The organism is Geodermatophilus sp. SYSU D00742 (genome assembly GCF_054049935.1).
The window spans coordinates 12,435-28,723 of sequence record NZ_JBJGYJ010000002.1 but is presented as its reverse complement, the minus strand read 5'-3'; the positions used below and the strand labels follow the sequence as shown (position 1 = coordinate 28,723).

Genomic DNA, 16,289 nt, shown 5'->3' with positions numbered 1-16,289 from the left:
GGGCTCACTCCGCGGGGAGCAGCTCCCCGCACGCGGGACAGTGCGTGGGCGGGTCCTCGTCGGCCATCCGCCCGCAGGCCGGGCACACCCGCTGCAGCCAGCAGGGCGGGTCGCCGCCCTCCGGCTCGACCGGCCGGCGCGGCGCGGGGTCGGCGGCGGACGACGCCGCCCCGGGGCCGGCCGGCGCTGCCGGACCGGCCGGCCCCGGCCGCGTGCCGCCCAGCGCCCTCCCGTACTCCGACAGCGCGTCCAGGACGGCGGCGCGACGATCGGCGGGGAGCCCGTCGAGCGCCACGCGCAGCTCGGTCAGCCGCAGGTCGTCGTAGCGGTCGAGCAGCGCCCGCCCCGCTCCGGTGGGGCGCAGGACGACCTCGCGGCGGGTGTGCGGCGCCGGCTGCCGGTCCGCCAGGCCCGCGACCACCAGCCGGTCGACCAGCCGGCTGGCCGCGGACACGCCGGTCCCCAGCACGTCGGCGAGCGCGGCCAGCTTCCCGCCGTCGAGGCCGGCGAGCACGGTGAGCGCCCGCAACTGGGCGACCGGGACGCCGCCGAGCCGGCCCGCGGCGCGGGTGGAGACGCCCACGACCGCGCGGGCGAGGGTCAGCAGGACCTCGTCGTCGTCTCGCACGACCACACCATGACGATCCCGTTGCAGGACGGCAACGGTCGGCATCCGGCTCGCCGCCGAGGACCGGACCCCGGCGCCGCCGTTCGGCTCCCCCGACCCGGCCGGCGACGTCGACCCCTGACCGCCACCCCGGGGCGCGGCGGCCTGGGATGCTGGCGGTCGTGCCGTCCCCCGCCGCCCGCCGCACCGCCTTCGCCGTCGTCGCCACCCTCGTCGGCCCCGCCGTCTGGGTCGCCCGGGCCGCGTGGGGGCTGCCCACCGCCCTCGGCGCCAGCCGCCGCGAGGTGCGCTCCTACGCCGCGGGCTCCCCCCAGTTCACCGACGGCCGCTTCCACAACCGCCTGTCCACCCCGCAGCTGCCGCCGGCCAACGCCCGGCGGGGGCTGCTGCGGCAGATGCACGAGGAGCGGCACACCGGCCTGCCGGCCCGGCCGGTGCCGTTGGCCGGCCCCGAGTTCCCCGCCGAGGCCGGGGCCCTGGCGGTCACCTGGTTCGGCCACTCCAGCGCGCTCGTGGAGGTCGACGGCCGACGGGTGCTGGTCGACCCGGTGTGGGGCGAGCGCGTCTCGCCGTCCCCGCTGCTGGGACCGACCCGGCTGCACCCCGCGCCGGGACCGCTCGCCGAGCTGCCGCCGGTGGACGCGGTCCTGGTCTCGCACGACCACTACGACCACCTCGACCTGCCGACGGTCCGCGAGCTGCTGCGCACGCAGACGGCGCCCTTCGTCGTGCCCCTGGGCATCGGTGCGCACCTGCGCGGCTGGGGCGTGCCGGAGGAGCGGATCGTCGAGCTCGACTGGGACGGTTCGGCCGAGGTCGCCGGGCTGACGCTGACCTGCACCGAGGCGCGGCACTTCTCCGGCCGGTTCCTCACCCGGGACACCACGCTGTGGGCCTCCTGGGTGATCGCCGGGCCGCGGCACCGGGTGTTCTTCGGCGGCGACACCGGCTACACCCCGGCCTTCGCCGGCATCGGCGCGCGACTGGGACCCTTCGACCTCACCCTGCTGCCGATCGGCGCCTACAACGACGCCTGGCAGTACATCCACATGACGCCGGAGGAGGCCGTCCGCGCCCACGGCGACCTCGGCGGCGGGCTGCTCGTGCCGGTCCACTGGGCGACGTTCAACCTGGCCTTCCACCGCTGGGCGGAGCCGGTGCAGCGGCTGTGCGCGGCCGCCCGGCGCACGGGGGTCGAGGTGGCGGTGCCGCGGCCGGGCGAGCGGGTCGACGTGCTCGCGCCGCCGCCGCTGCGCGACTGGTGGACGCCCGTGGGCTCGCTCGCCGACGAGCCGGGTGAGGAGGGTGACGCCGGCGTGGGCAGCTCGGTGCTGGCGCGGGCGGCGTCCTGGCTGGTGGCCCGCCGGCAGGCCGACTGACCTCTCCACCTCCCGGGAGCTCGGGGCGGCCCTGCACGGGGCCGTGCTCAGCCCAGCAGCCGACCCACCTCGGCGAGGCCGGCCGCCTCGCGTCGCGGGGTCCCCCCGTCGGGGTCGAGCGTGTGGCCCGGGCGGCGCAGCCGGACGACCTCGATGCCGGCCGCCAGGGCCCCGCGCACGTCGCGGGCGGACGTCGCCACGTGCGTGAGCTGCCCGCCGGCCCGCGCCAGCGCCCGCCGGTAGATCCGGGCGTCGGGCTTGTAGGCGCGCAACCGCTCGGAGGTCAGGACGGCGTCGTCGTCGACCAGCGGCGCGACGCGGGTGCGGGCGAAGACGGCGTCGTCCACGTTGGACAGGACGCCGACCCGGTGCCGGCCGGCCAGCGCGGCCAGCCCCTCGGGGACGTCGGGCCACAGGGGCCAGTCGCCGACGGACGCCAGCAGCGCGGCGCTGTCGGCGGTGGCGTCCCGGTCGACGCCGAGCCGGGCGTAGGTGGCCGCCAGCGCGCGACGGCTGTGCTCGGCGAACGGGATCCAGTCGGACTCGTCGCGCTGGGAGGCCTTGTTGGCGGCGTCCCAGGCGTCGTAGAGCCGCCGGCCGTCCCCTCCGGTGAGGCGGGTCAGCGCGGCGGACCCGCCGGTGCGGGAGTCGATGAGCGCGCTGAACAGGTCGACGGTGAGCAGTGCCACGGCGCGGATCCTGCCCCGCTCAGCCGGGCGTGGGGCACGACGCGCGCCGGGATCAGCGCAGCAGCTTGGACAGCCGCCGGTCGGCCAGGGGCTTGCCGCCGGTCTGGCACGTCGGGCAGTACTGCAGCGAGGTGTCGGCGAAGCTGACCTCGCGCACGGTGTCGCCGCAGACCGGGCAGGGCAAGCCGGTGCGCGCGTGCACCTGCAGCCCCGACCGCTTCTCGCCCTTCATCGTCGCCGCCTGCTGGCCGACCTGGCGTGCCAGCGCGTCGGTGAGCGTTCCGCGCACCGCCTCGTACAGGCGGAGGACCTCGTCGTCGCCGAGCTTGTCGGCCATCTTGAACGGCGACAGGCGGGCGGCGTGCAGGATCTCGTCGGAGTAGGCGTTGCCGATGCCGGCGATCAGCGTCTGGTCGGTGAGCGCGCCCTTGAGCTGGCCTGAGCGGCTGTGCATCAGTGCCGCGAACGTCTCCGGGTCGACGGCCAGCGCGTCCGGGCCGAGGCGGGCGATGCCGGGAACCTCGGCCGGGCTCCGGACGACGTGGACGGCCAACCCCTTGCGCGTGCCGGCCTCGGTGAGGTCGAAGCCGGGGGCGGGCGGGTCGGAGTCGAGGGGGTCCAGGTGGACCCGGACCGCCAGCGGGCCCTTGCCCGGCTTCGGCGGCGCGGTGGGCAGCCCGGTGCGCCAGTGCAGCCAGCCGGCCCGGGCCAGGTGGACGACCAGGTGCAGGCCGGAGACGTCCAGGTCGAGGAACTTCCCGTGCCGGGCGACGCCGGTCAGCTCCAGCCCGCCGAGCGCGGACAGCGGCGGGTCGAAGGTCTTGATCGCCTGGACGGCGGCGAGGTCGATCCGCGTCACCACCCGGCCGACGGCGTTCTCGCGGAGGAACGCGACCAGCGCCTCCACCTCGGGCAACTCGGGCACCGGGTCATGATCCACCGGATCCGCGACGCGCGCCGTCCCCGATCGGGTGCAGTTCCGCGGATGGGCCCGGGGGCCCGTCCGCGGACGTGCGCGCAGCTCAGGAGACGCCGGCGTCCTCGGTGAGCGCGACGGTGGCACCGGGCTCGTGCCGCGCCTGGTCGGCGACCGCGGCGGCCACCGCGTGGGTGACCTCGGGGTCGAACACGCTGGGGATGATGTAGTTGGCGTTGAGCTGGTCGTCCTTGACCACGGCCGCGATCGCCTCGGCCGCCGCGAGCAGCATGCCGTCGCTGATCTCCCGGGCGCGCGCGTCGAGCAGGCCGCGGAAGACACCGGGGAACGCCAGCACGTTGTTGATCTGGTTGGGCAGGTCCGAGCGGCCGGACGCGACGATGGCCGCGTGCTGCCGGGCCCGCACCGGGTCGACCTCGGGGGTCGGGTTGGCCATCGGGAAGACGACGGCCCGGTCCGCCATCCGGGCGAGGTCGTCGACGTCGAGCACGTTGCCCGCGCTCACGCCGATGAAGACGTCGGCGCCCTCGAGCGCGTCGGGCAGCTCCCCGCGCACGCAGGCGGGGTTGGTGCGCTGCGCCAGGTCGCGCTTCGCGGAGGAGAGCCGCTCGTCGTCGGGGGACAGGATGCCCTCGCGGTCCCACACCAGCACGTGGCGGGCGCCGGCCTTGAGCATGAGGTGCACGATCGCCGTCCCGGCCGCACCGCCACCGGCGACGACGATCCGCACGTCCTCGAGCCGCTTGTCGACGACGCGCAGGGCGTTGCGCAGCGCGGCCAGCGCGACGATCGCCGTCCCGTGCTGGTCGTCGTGGAACACCGGGATGTCGAGCTTCTCCCGCAGCCGGGCCTCGATCTCGAAGCAGCGCGGGGCGGCGATGTCCTCGAGGTTGATGCCGCCGAAGCCGGGGGCGAGCAGTTCCACGGTGCGCACGATCTCGTCGACGTCCTGGGTGTCCAGGCAGATCGGCCAGGCGTCGATGTCGGCGAACCGCTTGAACAGGACCGCCTTGCCCTCCATGACCGGCATCGCGGCACCCGGGCCGATGTCGCCCAGACCGAGGACGGCGGACCCGTCGGTGACCACCGCGACGGTGTTGCCCTTGATCGTCAGCCGGCGGACGTCGTCGGGGTTCTCCGCGAGCGCCAGGCAGACCCGGGCGACACCGGGGGTGTAGGCCATCGACAGGTCGTCGCGGGTCTTCAGCGGCACCTTGGACGCCACCTCGAGCTTGCCGCCCAGGTGCAGCAGGAACGTCCGGTCGCTGACCTTGCGGACCTTCACCCCGGGGACGGCGCGCAGGGCGTCGACCATCTCCTCGGAGTGCGCGGCGTCGGCGGCCGAGCACGTGACGTCGACGGTGAGCCCGTCGGAGCGGGAGTCGACGACGTCGATCGCGGTGACCGCGCCGCCGGCCGAGCCGACCGCCGTGGCGATCCGGCCGATCGACGCCGGGTCGCCGTCGGCGGTGAGCCGCACGGTGATCGAGTACGAGGCCGAGGTCACCGGCCCGCGGGGCGGCGTCGCCGGCTCGCCGAGGGAGGTGTCGTCGGTGCTGGGCGTGGCTGCGGTGTCGGTGCTCATGGCGGGCTCCATGGTCCCACTCCGCCCGCCGCCGGACCCCCTTGCGGTCACAACGGTCACGTGGGTTCGAGCACGAGTTCGAGACCGCCGTCGGCGGCCAGCGCCACCCGGGCCGCGTCGTCGAGGGCCGGCCGGTGCGCGAGGTCGGCCACCGCCCGCTCCGGTCCGGCGGGGAAGGCGACCACGACCACCCGCGCCGGCCGCTCGCCCGCCCGCAGCGACCAGGCCGTACCCCGGGGGCAGACCGCCGTCCCACCGCGGGCCAGCACGCGGGGGACGTCGTCCCCCAGGGAGAGGACGGGACGACCGGCGAGGACGACGAGCACCAGGTCCGCGCGCCGCGCGCGGCACCGGCGCAGGACACGCCCCGCGGGCACCGACACGACGACGGCGCCGGGGACGTCGGGCAGCTGCATGCCGGCACGCTCGCCCACCCCGCTGGTGGGGCGCTGGTGGACGGCGACCAGCGCCCCACCAGCCCGGGACCAGCGCCGCTCCCGAGGCTCCTCGGCGACCGACATCCCCCTGCCTTGGAGCTGGAACCGAGATGACCACCACCCCGCAGTTGTCCGCGCCGGCGGCGCCGACGCGGAGCCCGTCACCGCGGAAGGAGATCGGCGTCTTCCTCGGGACGACCGCCGCCCTCCTCGCGGGCACCACCACCGTCGCGGCGTCGCAGGGTGCCGACGCCGCCCACGTGGACCAGGCGCCGCCGATGGTGCAGGCCGTCCTGTACAGCCAGGCCCTGATCCCCCTCCTCGCCGCCGTCGTCGCCCGGCTGGCGGTGACCGGCAGCCTGCGGCGGCCCGGCTGGGGCTTCCGCCGCGTCCCGCTGCGTGTCCTGGGACGTGCCTGGCTGTGGGCCCTGCTCACGACCCTGGCCGGCGGCGTGCTGCTGTGGGTCACCGGCCTGGGCGGCGTCGACTCGGGAGGCCTCGGCGTGATGCCCGTGCTGGGCCTGACGGTCCTCGTCGGGCCCTACGTGCTGCTGGCACTCGCCGAGGACGTCGGCTGGCGCGGGCTGCTGGTGACGCGGCTGGCCCAGGTGGCCGGCCCGCGCACGGTGGTGCTGGTCAGCGGTGTGGCCTGGGCGCTGTTCCACTGGCCGCTGGTGCTGTTCCTCGGCGGGGCCCCCGCCGGCCTGCCGGTGGCCTTCGCCCTGCTGTGCACGACCATCGGGAGCACCGCGCTGGGCGCCGCGCTGGCCGGCATGCAGCTGCGGTGGGGGATCTGGCCCGGGGTGCTCGCGCACGCCGTCGCCAACGCGACCCTGTACCACGTGCTGGTGCCGCTGACCGCCGAGCGCGAGCTCACCGCCTGGTTCTCGGCCGAGACGGGCCTGTTCGGCTGGCTGGTCCTGGTCGCCGGGGCAGCGGTCTGGTGGCGGCGGTACCCCCTGACGCGTGCGTCGGACGGGTCCACCGTCCCGGGCTGAGCCGCCGCCCGCGCGGGGGACGCCGGAGGACCGCTCCACCGCCTACCCTCCGCACCCGTGGACCTGCGGGTGAGCGTGCTCGGCGCGACCCGGGTGACCCGGGACGGGGAGGAGCTGGACCTCGGCGGGCGCCGGCCCGCCGAGGTCCTCGCGCTGCTGGCGGCGGCCGAGGGCCGGGCGGTGCCGGCCGACGTCCTGGCCGACCGGCTGTGGCGTGGCCGGCCGCCGGCGACGGCGGCCACCACCCTGCAGGGCCACGTCGCCCGGCTGCGCCGCCTCCTCGACCCCGGGCGCACCGGCCGGGAGGCGACGGTCCTGGTGACCCGCGGCGGCGGGTACGCGCTCGACCTCCCGCGGACGGCGGTGGACGCCCACGCCTTCGCCGACGCGGTGGCCGCGGCGACGGTCCGCGGCGACGCCGCGGCCGCCGGGCTGCTGCCGGCCGCGCTGGCCCTCTGGCAGGAGCGCCCGTTCGCCGACGTCGCGGACGTGCCGGAGGTCGCCCCCGTCGTCGCCCGGCTGGAGGAGCTGCACCGGGGAGCCGTGGAGCGGCTCGCGGAGGCACGCCTGGCGCTCGGCGGCGGCGCCGAGCTGGTGCCCGACCTCGCCGCGGCCGCCGCCGCCGAGCCGCTGCGCGAGCGCACCGCCGCCCTCCTGGCCCGCGCCCTCTACCGGGCCGGCCGGCAGGGCGAGGCGCTCGACGTGCTGCGGAGCACGCGCGAGCGCATCGCCGACGAGCTGGGCCTGGACCCCTCCCGCGAGCTGCGGGACCTCGAGGCGGCGCTGCTCCGGCAGGAGCCCACCCTGGCGCCGACGCCGCCACCGGCGCCGTCCCGGCCCCCGGTCCAGGCGGACGCCCCGGTGCCGGACGGCTTCGTCGGCCGCGCTCCCGAGCTCGCCGCCCTGGAGACGGCGTGGGCGGCGGCCGCCGCCGGGCGCGGGACCGCGGTCGTCGTCACCGGGGAGCCGGGGATCGGCAAGACGCGACTGGTCGAGGCCTTCGCCGCGCGCACCGGGGCCGCCGTCCGCTGGGGCCGCTGCGCCGAGATCGGCGGCGCCCCGCCGTACTGGCCGTGGCAGCAGGTGCTCGGCGGGCTGCCGGAGGCGGCGGTCGGCACCGACACCGGCGCCCGCTTCGCCCTCGGCCTGGACACCGCGCGGCGGCTGCGCGCCCTGGCCACCGGGGTCCCGCTGCTCGTCGTCCTCGACGACCTGCAGTGGGCCGACGGCGACTCGCTGCACGTGCTGGAGGTCGTCCTCTCCCAGCTGCACGACAGCCGGGTGCTCGTGGCGCTGACCTGCCGCGAGGAGGCCACCGGCGACCCGGCGCTCACCCGGGTCCTCGGCCTGGCCGCGCGGCTGCCGGCGGCCCGCCGGCTGCGGCTGTCCGGCCTGGCCGCGGCGGAGGTGGCCGAGCTCGTGACCGGGCTGCGCGGGCGGCCCGCCGACGCCGCGACCGCCACCGCCGTGGCCGAACGCTCCGGGGGCAACCCCTTCTTCGTGACCGAGCTGGCCGCCCTGGCCGGGCAGCCCGGCGCCGTGCCGGCCGGTGTGCGCGACGTCGTCCGGCTGCGGCTGCAGGACCTCGACGACGCCCCGCGCGCGGCGCTGGCCGTGGCCGCCGTCGCCGGCCGCGATCTCTCCGTCGGGCTGCTGGACGCCGTGCTCGACGGGGCCCCGGACGACGGGGTGCCGTCCGCGCTGCGGGCGGGGCTGCTGGTCGAGCCGGCGCCGGGCCGGGTGCGGATCGCCCACGACCTGGTCCGCGAGGTGCTGCTGGCCGACCTCGGCCCGGGCCGGCGGGCGCAGCTGCACCGGCGGCTGGCCGACGCGCTGGCCGCCAGCCCGGCCGCGGCCACCTCCGCCGCCGCGGTCGCCGTCCACCGGAGCGAGGCCGCCGCCGGCGCCGCCGACCCGGCCGCCGCGCACGCCTGCCTGGTCGCCGCGACCGAGGCGCTGGACCGCGCCGGCGTCGACGAGGCCGCGGCGCTGGCGGCCCGGGGGCTGACCCACACCGCGCCGGACGACGTCGCGACCGCCGCCGACCTGGAGCTGGTGCGCGGTGCGGCCCTGCGGCGGCTGGGCCTGATCGAGCAGAGCGGCGCCGCCCTCACCGCCGCCGCCCGCCTGGCCCGGGGGTGCGGCGACGCGGGACGGCTGGCCCGCGCCGCGGTCACGTCGGCCGGCGGTGGGCTGGGCGGCTACTGGGCCACCTCCGGCGCGCTCACCGCCACCGACGTGGGCCTGCTGGAGGAGGCCGCCGAGCGCGCCGACGACCTCGACCCGGAACTGCGCTCGGCCGTGCTGGCCGCGCTGGCGGTCCAACGCGCCTCGGTCGGCTCCGAGGGTGGTCCCGAACTCGCCGACCGTGCCCTCGCCGCCGCCGGCGACGCACCCGCGGCCCGCGCGCGCGCGACCGTCGCCCGGTTCGTCGCGCACTGGACGCCGGCGTGGGCGGCGCAGCGGGTCGAGTGGGCCCGGGCGATGCTGCGGCAGCGCACCGGCGACCCGGCGGCGGAGGCCACCGCCCTGCACCTGCTCCGCTGCGCGCTGCTGGAGACCGTGCAGGCCGAGGAGGCCGCCGCCGTCTCCGCGCGGTTCACCGACCTCGCCGTCCGCCGCGGGGACGGCGACCTGCTGCAGCTGGACGCCTGGTGGCAGGCCGGGCTGGCCCTGGCACGGGGTGAGGCCGACCGTGCCCGGCAGCTCGCCGACGCCGCGGTCGCCGACGCACCCACCGCCTCCCCCGCCGCCGCCGACGTCACCCGCATGTCGCGGCAGACCATCGAGGGGATCGCCGCCTGGCACGAGCACCGACTGCCCGCCGTGGTGCCGGAGGTGACCGACCTGGCCGCGACGGTGGACCCCGACTGGCTCGGCGTCCTCGCCCAGGCGCACGCGCAGGCCGGCCGCCGGGACGCGGCGCTGGCCGCGGCCGACCGGATGCTGGCCTCCCCCGGGCACGGCGTCCGCGAGCCGGTGCGGACGATCCTGATCAGCGACGTCTACCTGGAGCTCGCGGACGCGGAGCGCGCGGCGACCGTGCTACCGGCGCTGCGCTCCTACGGCGACACGGTCGTGGCCCTGTGGCCGGGGACGACGGTGCTGGGGCCGGTCGCGCTCTACCGCGGCGGTGTGATGGCCCTCCTCGGGCTCCCGGGGGCCGCCGCCGAGCTGCACCGGGCGCTGACGATCTGCGACGGGTTCGGCTTCGCCCCGTTCGCCGCCCGGGCACGGGCACTCCTCGACGACCACTGCTGACCGCCGACCGGACCGCGTCGCCGGCTCAGGTCGGCGGCCGCGACACCCGCCCCTCGGCCAGCGCCTTGAGCCCGTCGCAGAACTGGCGGAACGACGGGTTGAGGTCCGGCGTGGTGCGGTCGAGCACCACGGCCAGCGGCCCGGTGTGGTCCTCCCGCACGGTGAGCACGGTGCCGCCGTCGTCCTGCTCGTCGAGCCGGTACGTGCGCTCGATGACCGCCAGGCCCAGGGGCAGACCGGCCCGCCAGCGCATCACCTCGCGGGGCCGGATCTCGGTGACGGTGACGACGAACGGGCGGGTGCGGATCATCGTGGCGTAGAGCGTCAGCCGCTCGCCCAGCGCGACCCGGCCCTCCACCCGGTCGACGCCGGAGTCCCAGTCCCGCCAGCCGCCGACGTCGACCAGCAGCGCCCACACCTGCTCGGGGGGCGCCTCGATCCGTGCCGCCGCCTCGAAGCTCCTCATCGATCCCCCCTCACCCGGCGCGCACGCCGGTGACCTGCAGGTAGGTGTTGGGGACGACGATCCCCGGCCCGCCGCCGCGGGTGAAGCTGCCCCACATGTCGCCGAACTCCTGCTGGAGGGCGACCCGGCCGTCGTCGTCCAGGCGCCGCCAGGCCACGTGCACGGGCCCGAACCAGTCCCGGTAGCGCTGCCACTGCGCCTCGACCGAGGGGGCGGTGAACTCGACGGTCCGCTCGGTGTGCCGCACCTGCCGCAGCTCCCCGCGACCGAAGAGCGCCTCCACGCCGTCGGGCGTCCCCCAGACCAGCGGGTCGCCGGTGGCGCCCTCGGGGTCGTGCCGGGCCACCAGCGCGATCAGCCGGCCACCGGGTGCCTCCGGCCGCCAGGCGGTCAACCCCAGCCGGCCGCCGGGCCGCAGCACGCGCAGCAGCTCACGCGCGGCCTGCGCGGCGTCGTCGGCGAACACGACACCGAAGGTCGAGACGACGACGTCGAACGACGCGTCCGGGAAGGGCAGGTCGCAGGCGTCGGCGGCCTCGGTGGCGAACGCCAGCCCCTCGACCTCGGCGCGGCGGACGGCGTAGTCGAGCAGCTCGGGGACGATGTCGCTGCAGACCACGTCGGCGTCGCGGCGGGCCGCGGCCAGGGCCGTGTTGCCGGTGCCGCCGGCGACGTCCAGCAACCGGTCGCCCGGGCGGACGCCCAGGTCGGCGACGAGCTGCTCGCTGGCCGGGACCAGCCGGACGCCGACCTTCTGGTAGTCCCCGGCCCCCCAGACCTCGCGGGTGCGCTCCGAGGTGGTGGCGGCCATGCCCGCAGTGTGCCCCGCATCACGACGGGCGGGCTAGGGGCGGGTCCCCGCGCCGGGCCCCTCACCCCCGCTGCGCAGCCGCGGCGGCGCGGCGCGCAACGGCCGGCCCGCGGCCGCGTCGCCCGCCAGCGCCCGGGCCCACGCGACCAGGCCGGCGACGTCGATCCCGTGCGGTGGGTCGGCGGCGGAGCCCTCGACGTTCCCGGCGCCGCGCTCGAGCAGCGTGGCCGCCCCCTGCGCGTTGCCGCGGGCGGCGTGGGTGAGCCCCACCGCCAGCTGGGCCAGGCCGCGCCACAGCCGGCGCTCCTCCTCCGGCGCGGACTTCCAGGCGTCCTCGAGCACCTCGTGGGCGTGGAAGGGCCGACCGGCGTCGAGCAGCCGTTGCGCCTCGGCGAGGGACTCACCCGGCGTGCGCAGCACCCCCTCCGGCGCCCGCTCCACCCCGGCGGCGCCGTAGGGCAGCGGTCGGCCCAGGGCGTCGCGCGGCCGGGCGTTGCGGGCACGGCCCTGGGGGTCGCGGTCCCGGTCGGTGTCCACCCCCCGATCCTGGCGCGCCCGGCCACCGGCGGCCGTCCTGTCGGTGGCCGGGTGCAGGATGAGCGGAGAGGACGGCCGCGCGAGTGGGAGCGACGGGCCGCCCCCGCACCGACCCGCGGTCGACGTCGACCGGTCCGGACCTGGAGGGGGTGGGGCCCGTGGCCCCGGTCATCGAGGAGCGCACGGCCGTGCTCGACGTGGAGGCCGCGCGGGCGCAGGTCGCCGGGTCCGCGCTGCGCCCGGGCCCTGTGGGCCGGGTCGGGCTCGAGCTCGAGGCGCACCTGGTCGACCTCGACGCGCCGGCCTCGCGGGTCCCGTGGTCCCGCGTCCGCGGGGTCCTCGACGCCGTGCCCCCGCTGCCCGGGGGGAGCCGGGTCACCGTCGAGCCCGGCGGGCAGGTGGAGCTGTCGGGGCCGCCCCTGGCCGACGTCGCCGCGGCGGTGACCGCCCTGCGTGCCGACCGCGACGTGCTGGCCGCCGTGCTGCGTGCCGAGCGGCTGGCCCTGGCCCCGGTGGGCGCCGACCCGCTGCGACCACCGCGCCGGGTGAACCCGGCCGCCCGCTACACGGCGATGGAGGAGCACTTCACCGCCGTGGGCTGCGCCGCGGCGGGGACGGCGATGATGGCGGGGACGGCGTCCCTGCAGGTGAACCTGGAGGCCGGGCCGGCCGGCGGGTGGAGCGAGCGGGTGGCGCGGGTGCACCAGCTCGGCCCCGTGCTGGTCGCGGTCTCGGCCTGCTCGCCCCTGGCCGCGGGACGCGTCACCGGCTGGGCGTCGCACCGCCAGCAGGTGTGGGGCGACCTCGACCAGGCCCGGTGCGGCCCGCTGCTGGGCGGCGCGGACCCCGCGGGCGAGTGGGCGGAGTACGCGCTGGCGGCCCCGGTGATGCTGGTCCGCGACCCCGTCGACGGCGGCGCCGCTCCGGTGCGGGCCCGCGTGCCGTTCGCGGCGTGGGCGGGCGGCGAGGCGCCGCTGGGCGGCCGGCGTCCCACCGCCGCGGACCTCGACTACCACCTCACCACGCTGTTCCCGCCGGTCCGGCCGCGTGGCTACCTGGAGATCCGCTACCTCGACGCCGCCCCGGAACCCTGGTGGCCGGCGCTCGCGGCGGTGACCGCGACGCTGGTCGACTCCCCCGCCGCGGCCGACCGGGCCGCCGAGGCGAGCGCACCCGTGGCCGGGGCGTGGGACCGCGCGGCCTCCGCCGGCCTGGCCGACCCCGCGCTGCACGCGGCCGCGCGCGCCTGCCTGGCCGCGGCGTGCGACGCGGTGCCCGCGCCGCTGCGGTCCGAGGTGGCGGCGCTCGCCGACCTCGTCGACCGCGGCCTGAGCCCCGGCGACGCCCTGCTCGCCGCCGCCGGCTCCGGCGGTCCGGCCGCCGCCCTGCTGGCCGCGACCGCCCCGTCCCTGTCCGCACCGGAGGCCCCATGAGCGACCTGCGGGAACTCCTCGCCCGTGAGCTGACCGCCGCCCGCGACCGCACGCTGCGGCTCACCGACCACGACGAGCCCGAACTGCTGGCCCAGCACACCCCGCTGCTCAGCCCGCTGGTCTGGGACCTCGCGCACATCGGCCAGCAGGAGGACCTCTGGCTGCTGCGCGGGGGCGACGCCGCGTGCCCGGGCCTGCTGCCGCCCGACGTGGAGGCCCTCTACGACGCGTTCCGCCAGCCGCGGGCCGTCCGCGCCCGGCTGCCGCTGCTGCCGCCGGTGGAGGCGCGGGCCTTCTGCGCGGAGGTGCGTGGGCGGGTGCTCGACCGGCTCGACGGGTTCGGCGCCGACCACGATCCCTTCCCCGTCGCGATGGTGGTCAGCCACGAGCAGCAGCACGACGAGACGATGCTGCAGGCACTCGGGCTGCGCCCCGGCCCGCCGCTGCTCGCCGCGGGCGGTCCCCTGCCGCCGGGCCGGCCGGGGGTGGCGGGCACGTCGGTCCTCGTGCCCGGTGGCGAGTTCGTCCTCGGCGTGGACGCCGACGACGAGCCGTTCTCCCTCGACAACGAGCGCCCGGCACACCGGGTGGACGTGCCCGCGTTCCGGATCGGGCGGGTGCCGGTGACCAACGCCGAGTACGCCGCCTTCGTCGCCGACGGCGGGTACGCCGACCGGCGGTGGTGGTCGGCGCGCGGCTGGGCGCACCGGGTCGAGGCCGGGCTGGCGCGACCGCAGTACTGGGGCGCCGACGGCACCCGCACCCGCTTCGGCGTGGTGGAGGAGGTCCCCGGTGACGAACCGGTCCAGCACGTCACCTACTTCGAGGCCGAGGCGTACGCGGGGTGGGCCGGCGGCACGGGCGTCGTCCCCGCCGGAGCCCGGCTGCCCACCGAGGTCGAGTGGGAGAAGGCCGCGGTCTGGGACCCCGCCGCCGGGCGCCGCCGGCGCTTCCCGTGGGGCGCCGCCGAGCCGACCGGGGCGCTGGCCAACCTGGGTGGGACGGCGCTGCGGCCGGCGCCCGTGGGCGCCTACCCGGCCGGGGCCTCCGCGTACGGGGTCGAGCAGCTCATGGGCGACGTCTGGGAGTGGACGTCGTCGTCGTTCGATCCGTGGCCCGGTTTCCGGCCGATGCTCTACGCCGACTACTCCGCGCCGTTCTTCGGCGGGGACCACCGGGTGCTGCGCGGCGGGTCGTGGGCGGTGGCGGCGTCGATCCTGCGGCCGAGCTTCCGCAACTGGGACCACCCGATCCGCCGGCAGGTCTTCAGCGGCGTCCGACTGGCCTGGGACGCCTGATGTGCCGCCACCTCGCCTGGCTGGGCCGGCCGCGGTCGCTCGCGTCGCTGGTGCTGGACCCGCCGTCGTCCCTGCTGGTGCAGTCGTGGGCGCCGCGGCGGCAGCGGTACGGCACGGTGAACGCCGACGGCTGGGGGGTCGGCTTCTTCTCCCCCGGCCGGACCGCGCCGGCGCGCTGGCGGTCGTCGCGCCCGCTGTGGGCGGACCCCTCCTTCGCCTCCGTGGCCCCGGTGGTGAGCTCGGGGTGCGTGGTGGCCGCCGTCCGATCGGCGACGGTGGGCATGCCCGTGGAGGAGAGCGCCGTCGCCCCGTTCACCGACGGCCGGTGGCTGCTGTCGCACAACGGCCGGGTCGACCGCGCGGTGCTGCCGCCGGTGCGGGACGCCGAGTCCACGGTGGACAGCGCCCTGCTGGCCGCCCTCGTGTTCGCCCGCGGTCTGGAGCACCTGGGGACGACGGTGCGCGAGGTCGCGGCCGCCGACCCGGGCGCGCGGCTGAACCTGCTCGCCGCCGACGGCTCCCGGCTGCTGGCCAGCACCTGGGGCGACACCCTCTCCGCGCTGGTCACGGCCGAGGGCACCGCGCTGGCCAGCGAGCCCTGGGACGACGACCCCGCGTGGCGCGACGTGCCCGACCGCCACCTGGTCGAGGCGACCCCCGACGGCCTGACCCTCACCCCGCTCGACTGACGTCCCGAGGAGCCCCGTGCCGAACTCGCTGACCAGCCACCTCGACCCCGGGGACGCCGCGGCTGCGCTGCGCGCCGACGCGCTGGCCGGGCTGACCGCGACGCCGAAGTCGCTGCCGCCGCGGTGGTTCTACGACACGCGCGGCAGCGAGCTGTTCGACCGGATCACCCGGCTGCCGGAGTACTACCCGACCCGCGCCGAGCGGGCCATCCTCACCGTCCGCGCCGGGGAGGTGGCCGCGGCGTCCGGTGCCGACGTGCTCGTCGAGCTCGGCAGCGGGACGTCGGAGAAGACCCGCCTGCTGCTCACCGCGCTGCGGGAGGCCGGCACGCTGCGCCGGTTCGTGCCCTTCGACGTCGACCCCTCGGTGCTGCGGGCCGCCGCGGAGGCGGTCACCGACGAGTACCCCGGGGTCGAGGTCGACGCGGTGGTCGGCGACTTCACCCGGCACCTCGCCGAGCTGCCACGGTCGGGACGGCGTCTGGTCGCCTTCCTCGGCTCCACGATCGGCAACCTGGAACCGGAGCCGCGGGCGGCGTTCCTGGCCGAGCTCGCCGGCACCCTGCGGCCCGGCGACTCCTTCCTGCTCGGCACCGACCTGGTCAAGGACAGCGGCCGCCTGGTCCGAGCGTACGACGACGCGGCGGGCGTGACCGCCGAGTTCAACCGCAACGTGCTCACGGTGCTGAACCGGGAGCTCGGGGCGTCGTTCGACCCGGCCGCCTTCGAGCACGTCGCCGTGTGGGACCCCGCGCACGAGTGGATGGAGATGCGGCTGCGGTCGCGGACCGACCAGGTGGTGCGGGTGGCCGCCCTGGGCCTCGACGTCCGCTTCGCCGCGGGTGAGGAGCTGCGGACCGAGGTGTCGGCGAAGTTCCGCCGCGAGGGCGTGGCGGCCGAGCTGGCCGCCGCCGGGCTGCGGCTCACGCACTGGTGGACCGACCCGGACGGCGACTTCGCCCTCTCCCTGTCCGTCCCTGCCTGAGCGCCGTCCGCGCCCGCTGCCGCCCGGGGACCGCGACGCCCCCCGCGCGGCCGGCACCGCCTCCTCGCGTCGTACGGCTCCGGGTGCAGCCGCACTCGGGGACCCAGCACGCGCGGAGGTGTCCAGGCGGCGGTGTCCAGGACGTCGGGCCGGACG

General features: G+C 77.9%; 15 protein-coding genes. 7 read left to right on the top strand and 8 right to left on the bottom strand.

Going from position 1 to position 16,289, the window contains the following annotated elements; genetic code table 11:
* Positions 1-4: 4 nt before the first annotated feature.
* Entirely contained in the window at positions 5-628 is a 624-nt protein-coding gene (locus tag ACI78V_RS01600; protein ID WP_456848253.1) for a MarR family transcriptional regulator, read from the bottom strand.
* A gap of 161 nt (positions 629-789) precedes the next feature.
* On the opposite strand from ACI78V_RS01600, the gene ACI78V_RS01595 reads away from it, so the two are divergent.
* Positions 790-2,007, top strand: a complete 1,218-nt coding sequence (locus ACI78V_RS01595; protein WP_456848251.1) for an MBL fold metallo-hydrolase — start codon at positions 790-792, stop codon at positions 2,005-2,007.
* Between the two features lie 47 nt (positions 2,008-2,054).
* On the opposite strand, the gene ACI78V_RS01590 is transcribed toward ACI78V_RS01595, so the two are convergent.
* From ACI78V_RS01590 to ACI78V_RS01575, 4 genes are all read right to left on the bottom strand, one after another.
* Positions 2,055-2,696 carry an HAD family hydrolase gene (locus ACI78V_RS01590; RefSeq protein ID WP_456848249.1) on the bottom strand — a complete coding sequence of 214 codons (642 nt, stop codon included), beginning with the start codon at positions 2,694-2,696 and terminating at the stop codon, positions 2,055-2,057.
* 52 nt (positions 2,697-2,748) lie between these two features.
* On the bottom strand, positions 2,749-3,621 hold the full coding sequence (locus ACI78V_RS01585; protein WP_456848247.1) for an Fpg/Nei family DNA glycosylase: 873 nt from the start codon (positions 3,619-3,621) through the stop codon (positions 2,749-2,751).
* A gap of 97 nt (positions 3,622-3,718) precedes the next feature.
* Positions 3,719-5,218 carry a malic enzyme-like NAD(P)-binding protein gene (locus ACI78V_RS01580; protein WP_456848245.1) on the bottom strand — a complete coding sequence of 500 codons (1,500 nt, stop codon included), beginning with the start codon at positions 5,216-5,218 and terminating at the stop codon, positions 3,719-3,721.
* A gap of 56 nt (positions 5,219-5,274) precedes the next feature.
* The gene (locus ACI78V_RS01575; RefSeq protein WP_456848243.1) at positions 5,275-5,739 is read right to left on the bottom strand and encodes a hypothetical protein; all 465 of its coding nucleotides are present in this window, start codon (positions 5,737-5,739) and stop codon (positions 5,275-5,277) included.
* A gap of 26 nt (positions 5,740-5,765) precedes the next feature.
* Between ACI78V_RS01575 and ACI78V_RS01570 the strand changes: the two genes are divergently transcribed.
* Together ACI78V_RS01570 and ACI78V_RS01565 are read left to right on the top strand one after the other, a co-directional pair.
* Complete coding sequence (locus ACI78V_RS01570; protein WP_456848241.1) at positions 5,766-6,653, top strand: CPBP family intramembrane glutamic endopeptidase; 888 nt, start codon at positions 5,766-5,768, stop codon at positions 6,651-6,653.
* A gap of 57 nt (positions 6,654-6,710) precedes the next feature.
* Positions 6,711-9,914 (top strand): BTAD domain-containing putative transcriptional regulator, encoded by a 3,204-nt coding sequence (locus tag ACI78V_RS01565; RefSeq protein ID WP_456848239.1) that lies wholly within the window; start codon positions 6,711-6,713, stop codon positions 9,912-9,914.
* Positions 9,915-9,939: 25 nt separating this feature from the next.
* Here ACI78V_RS01565 and ACI78V_RS01560 read toward each other — a convergent pair whose 3' ends face one another.
* The 3 genes from ACI78V_RS01560 to ACI78V_RS01550 are packed head-to-tail and all read right to left on the bottom strand — an operon-like array spanning position 9,940 to position 11,728.
* On the bottom strand, positions 9,940-10,380 hold the full coding sequence (locus ACI78V_RS01560) for an SRPBCC domain-containing protein (protein WP_456848237.1): 441 nt from the start codon (positions 10,378-10,380) through the stop codon (positions 9,940-9,942).
* A 10-nt stretch (positions 10,381-10,390) separates the two neighbouring features.
* Complete coding sequence (locus ACI78V_RS01555) at positions 10,391-11,191, bottom strand: class I SAM-dependent methyltransferase (RefSeq protein WP_456848235.1); 801 nt, start codon at positions 11,189-11,191, stop codon at positions 10,391-10,393.
* Between the two features lie 33 nt (positions 11,192-11,224).
* Positions 11,225-11,728, bottom strand: coding sequence for a DUF309 domain-containing protein (locus tag ACI78V_RS01550; RefSeq protein WP_456848233.1), 504 nt, complete (start codon positions 11,726-11,728; stop codon positions 11,225-11,227).
* Between the two features lie 158 nt (positions 11,729-11,886).
* Here ACI78V_RS01550 and egtA point away from each other — a divergent pair, with 158 nt between their 5' ends.
* Genes egtA through egtD form a run of 4 tightly spaced genes read left to right on the top strand, consistent with a single transcriptional unit; the run spans position 11,887 to position 16,133 of the window.
* The gene (gene egtA, locus ACI78V_RS01545; RefSeq protein ID WP_456848231.1) at positions 11,887-13,161 is read left to right on the top strand and encodes an ergothioneine biosynthesis glutamate--cysteine ligase EgtA; all 1,275 of its coding nucleotides are present in this window, start codon (positions 11,887-11,889) and stop codon (positions 13,159-13,161) included.
* Complete coding sequence (egtB, locus tag ACI78V_RS01540; RefSeq protein WP_456848229.1) at positions 13,158-14,459, top strand: ergothioneine biosynthesis protein EgtB; 1,302 nt, start codon at positions 13,158-13,160, stop codon at positions 14,457-14,459. The genes egtA and egtB overlap by 4 nt, the downstream gene beginning before the upstream one ends.
* The gene (gene egtC, locus ACI78V_RS01535) at positions 14,459-15,148 is read left to right on the top strand and encodes an ergothioneine biosynthesis protein EgtC (protein ID WP_456848227.1); all 690 of its coding nucleotides are present in this window, start codon (positions 14,459-14,461) and stop codon (positions 15,146-15,148) included. Before egtB ends, egtC begins: the two co-directional genes overlap by 1 nt.
* Before the next feature lie 16 nt (positions 15,149-15,164).
* A complete protein-coding gene (gene egtD, locus ACI78V_RS01530; protein WP_456848225.1) occupies positions 15,165-16,133 on the top strand; it encodes an L-histidine N(alpha)-methyltransferase in 969 nt (322 codons plus the stop codon).
* The last annotated feature ends 156 nt before the right edge of the window (positions 16,134-16,289 follow it).

What these genes read in the sequence shown, in the direction of transcription:
- ACI78V_RS01555 (WP_456848235.1), bottom strand. Translation starts at nt 11,191, where the DNA reads ATGGCCGCCACCACCTCGGAGCGCACCCGCGAGGTCTGGGGGGCCGGG.
- egtC (WP_456848227.1), top strand. Translation starts at nt 14,459, where the DNA reads ATGTGCCGCCACCTCGCCTGGCTGGGCCGGCCGCGGTCGCTCGCGTCG.
- ACI78V_RS01570 (WP_456848241.1), top strand. Translation starts at nt 5,766, where the DNA reads ATGACCACCACCCCGCAGTTGTCCGCGCCGGCGGCGCCGACGCGGAGC.
- ACI78V_RS01575 (WP_456848243.1), bottom strand. Translation starts at nt 5,739, where the DNA reads ATGTCGGTCGCCGAGGAGCCTCGGGAGCGGCGCTGGTCCCGGGCTGGT.
- egtB (WP_456848229.1), top strand. Translation starts at nt 13,158, where the DNA reads ATGAGCGACCTGCGGGAACTCCTCGCCCGTGAGCTGACCGCCGCCCGC.
- ACI78V_RS01580 (WP_456848245.1), bottom strand. Translation starts at nt 5,218, where the DNA reads ATGAGCACCGACACCGCAGCCACGCCCAGCACCGACGACACCTCCCTC.
- ACI78V_RS01560 (WP_456848237.1), bottom strand. Translation starts at nt 10,380, where the DNA reads ATGAGGAGCTTCGAGGCGGCGGCACGGATCGAGGCGCCCCCCGAGCAG.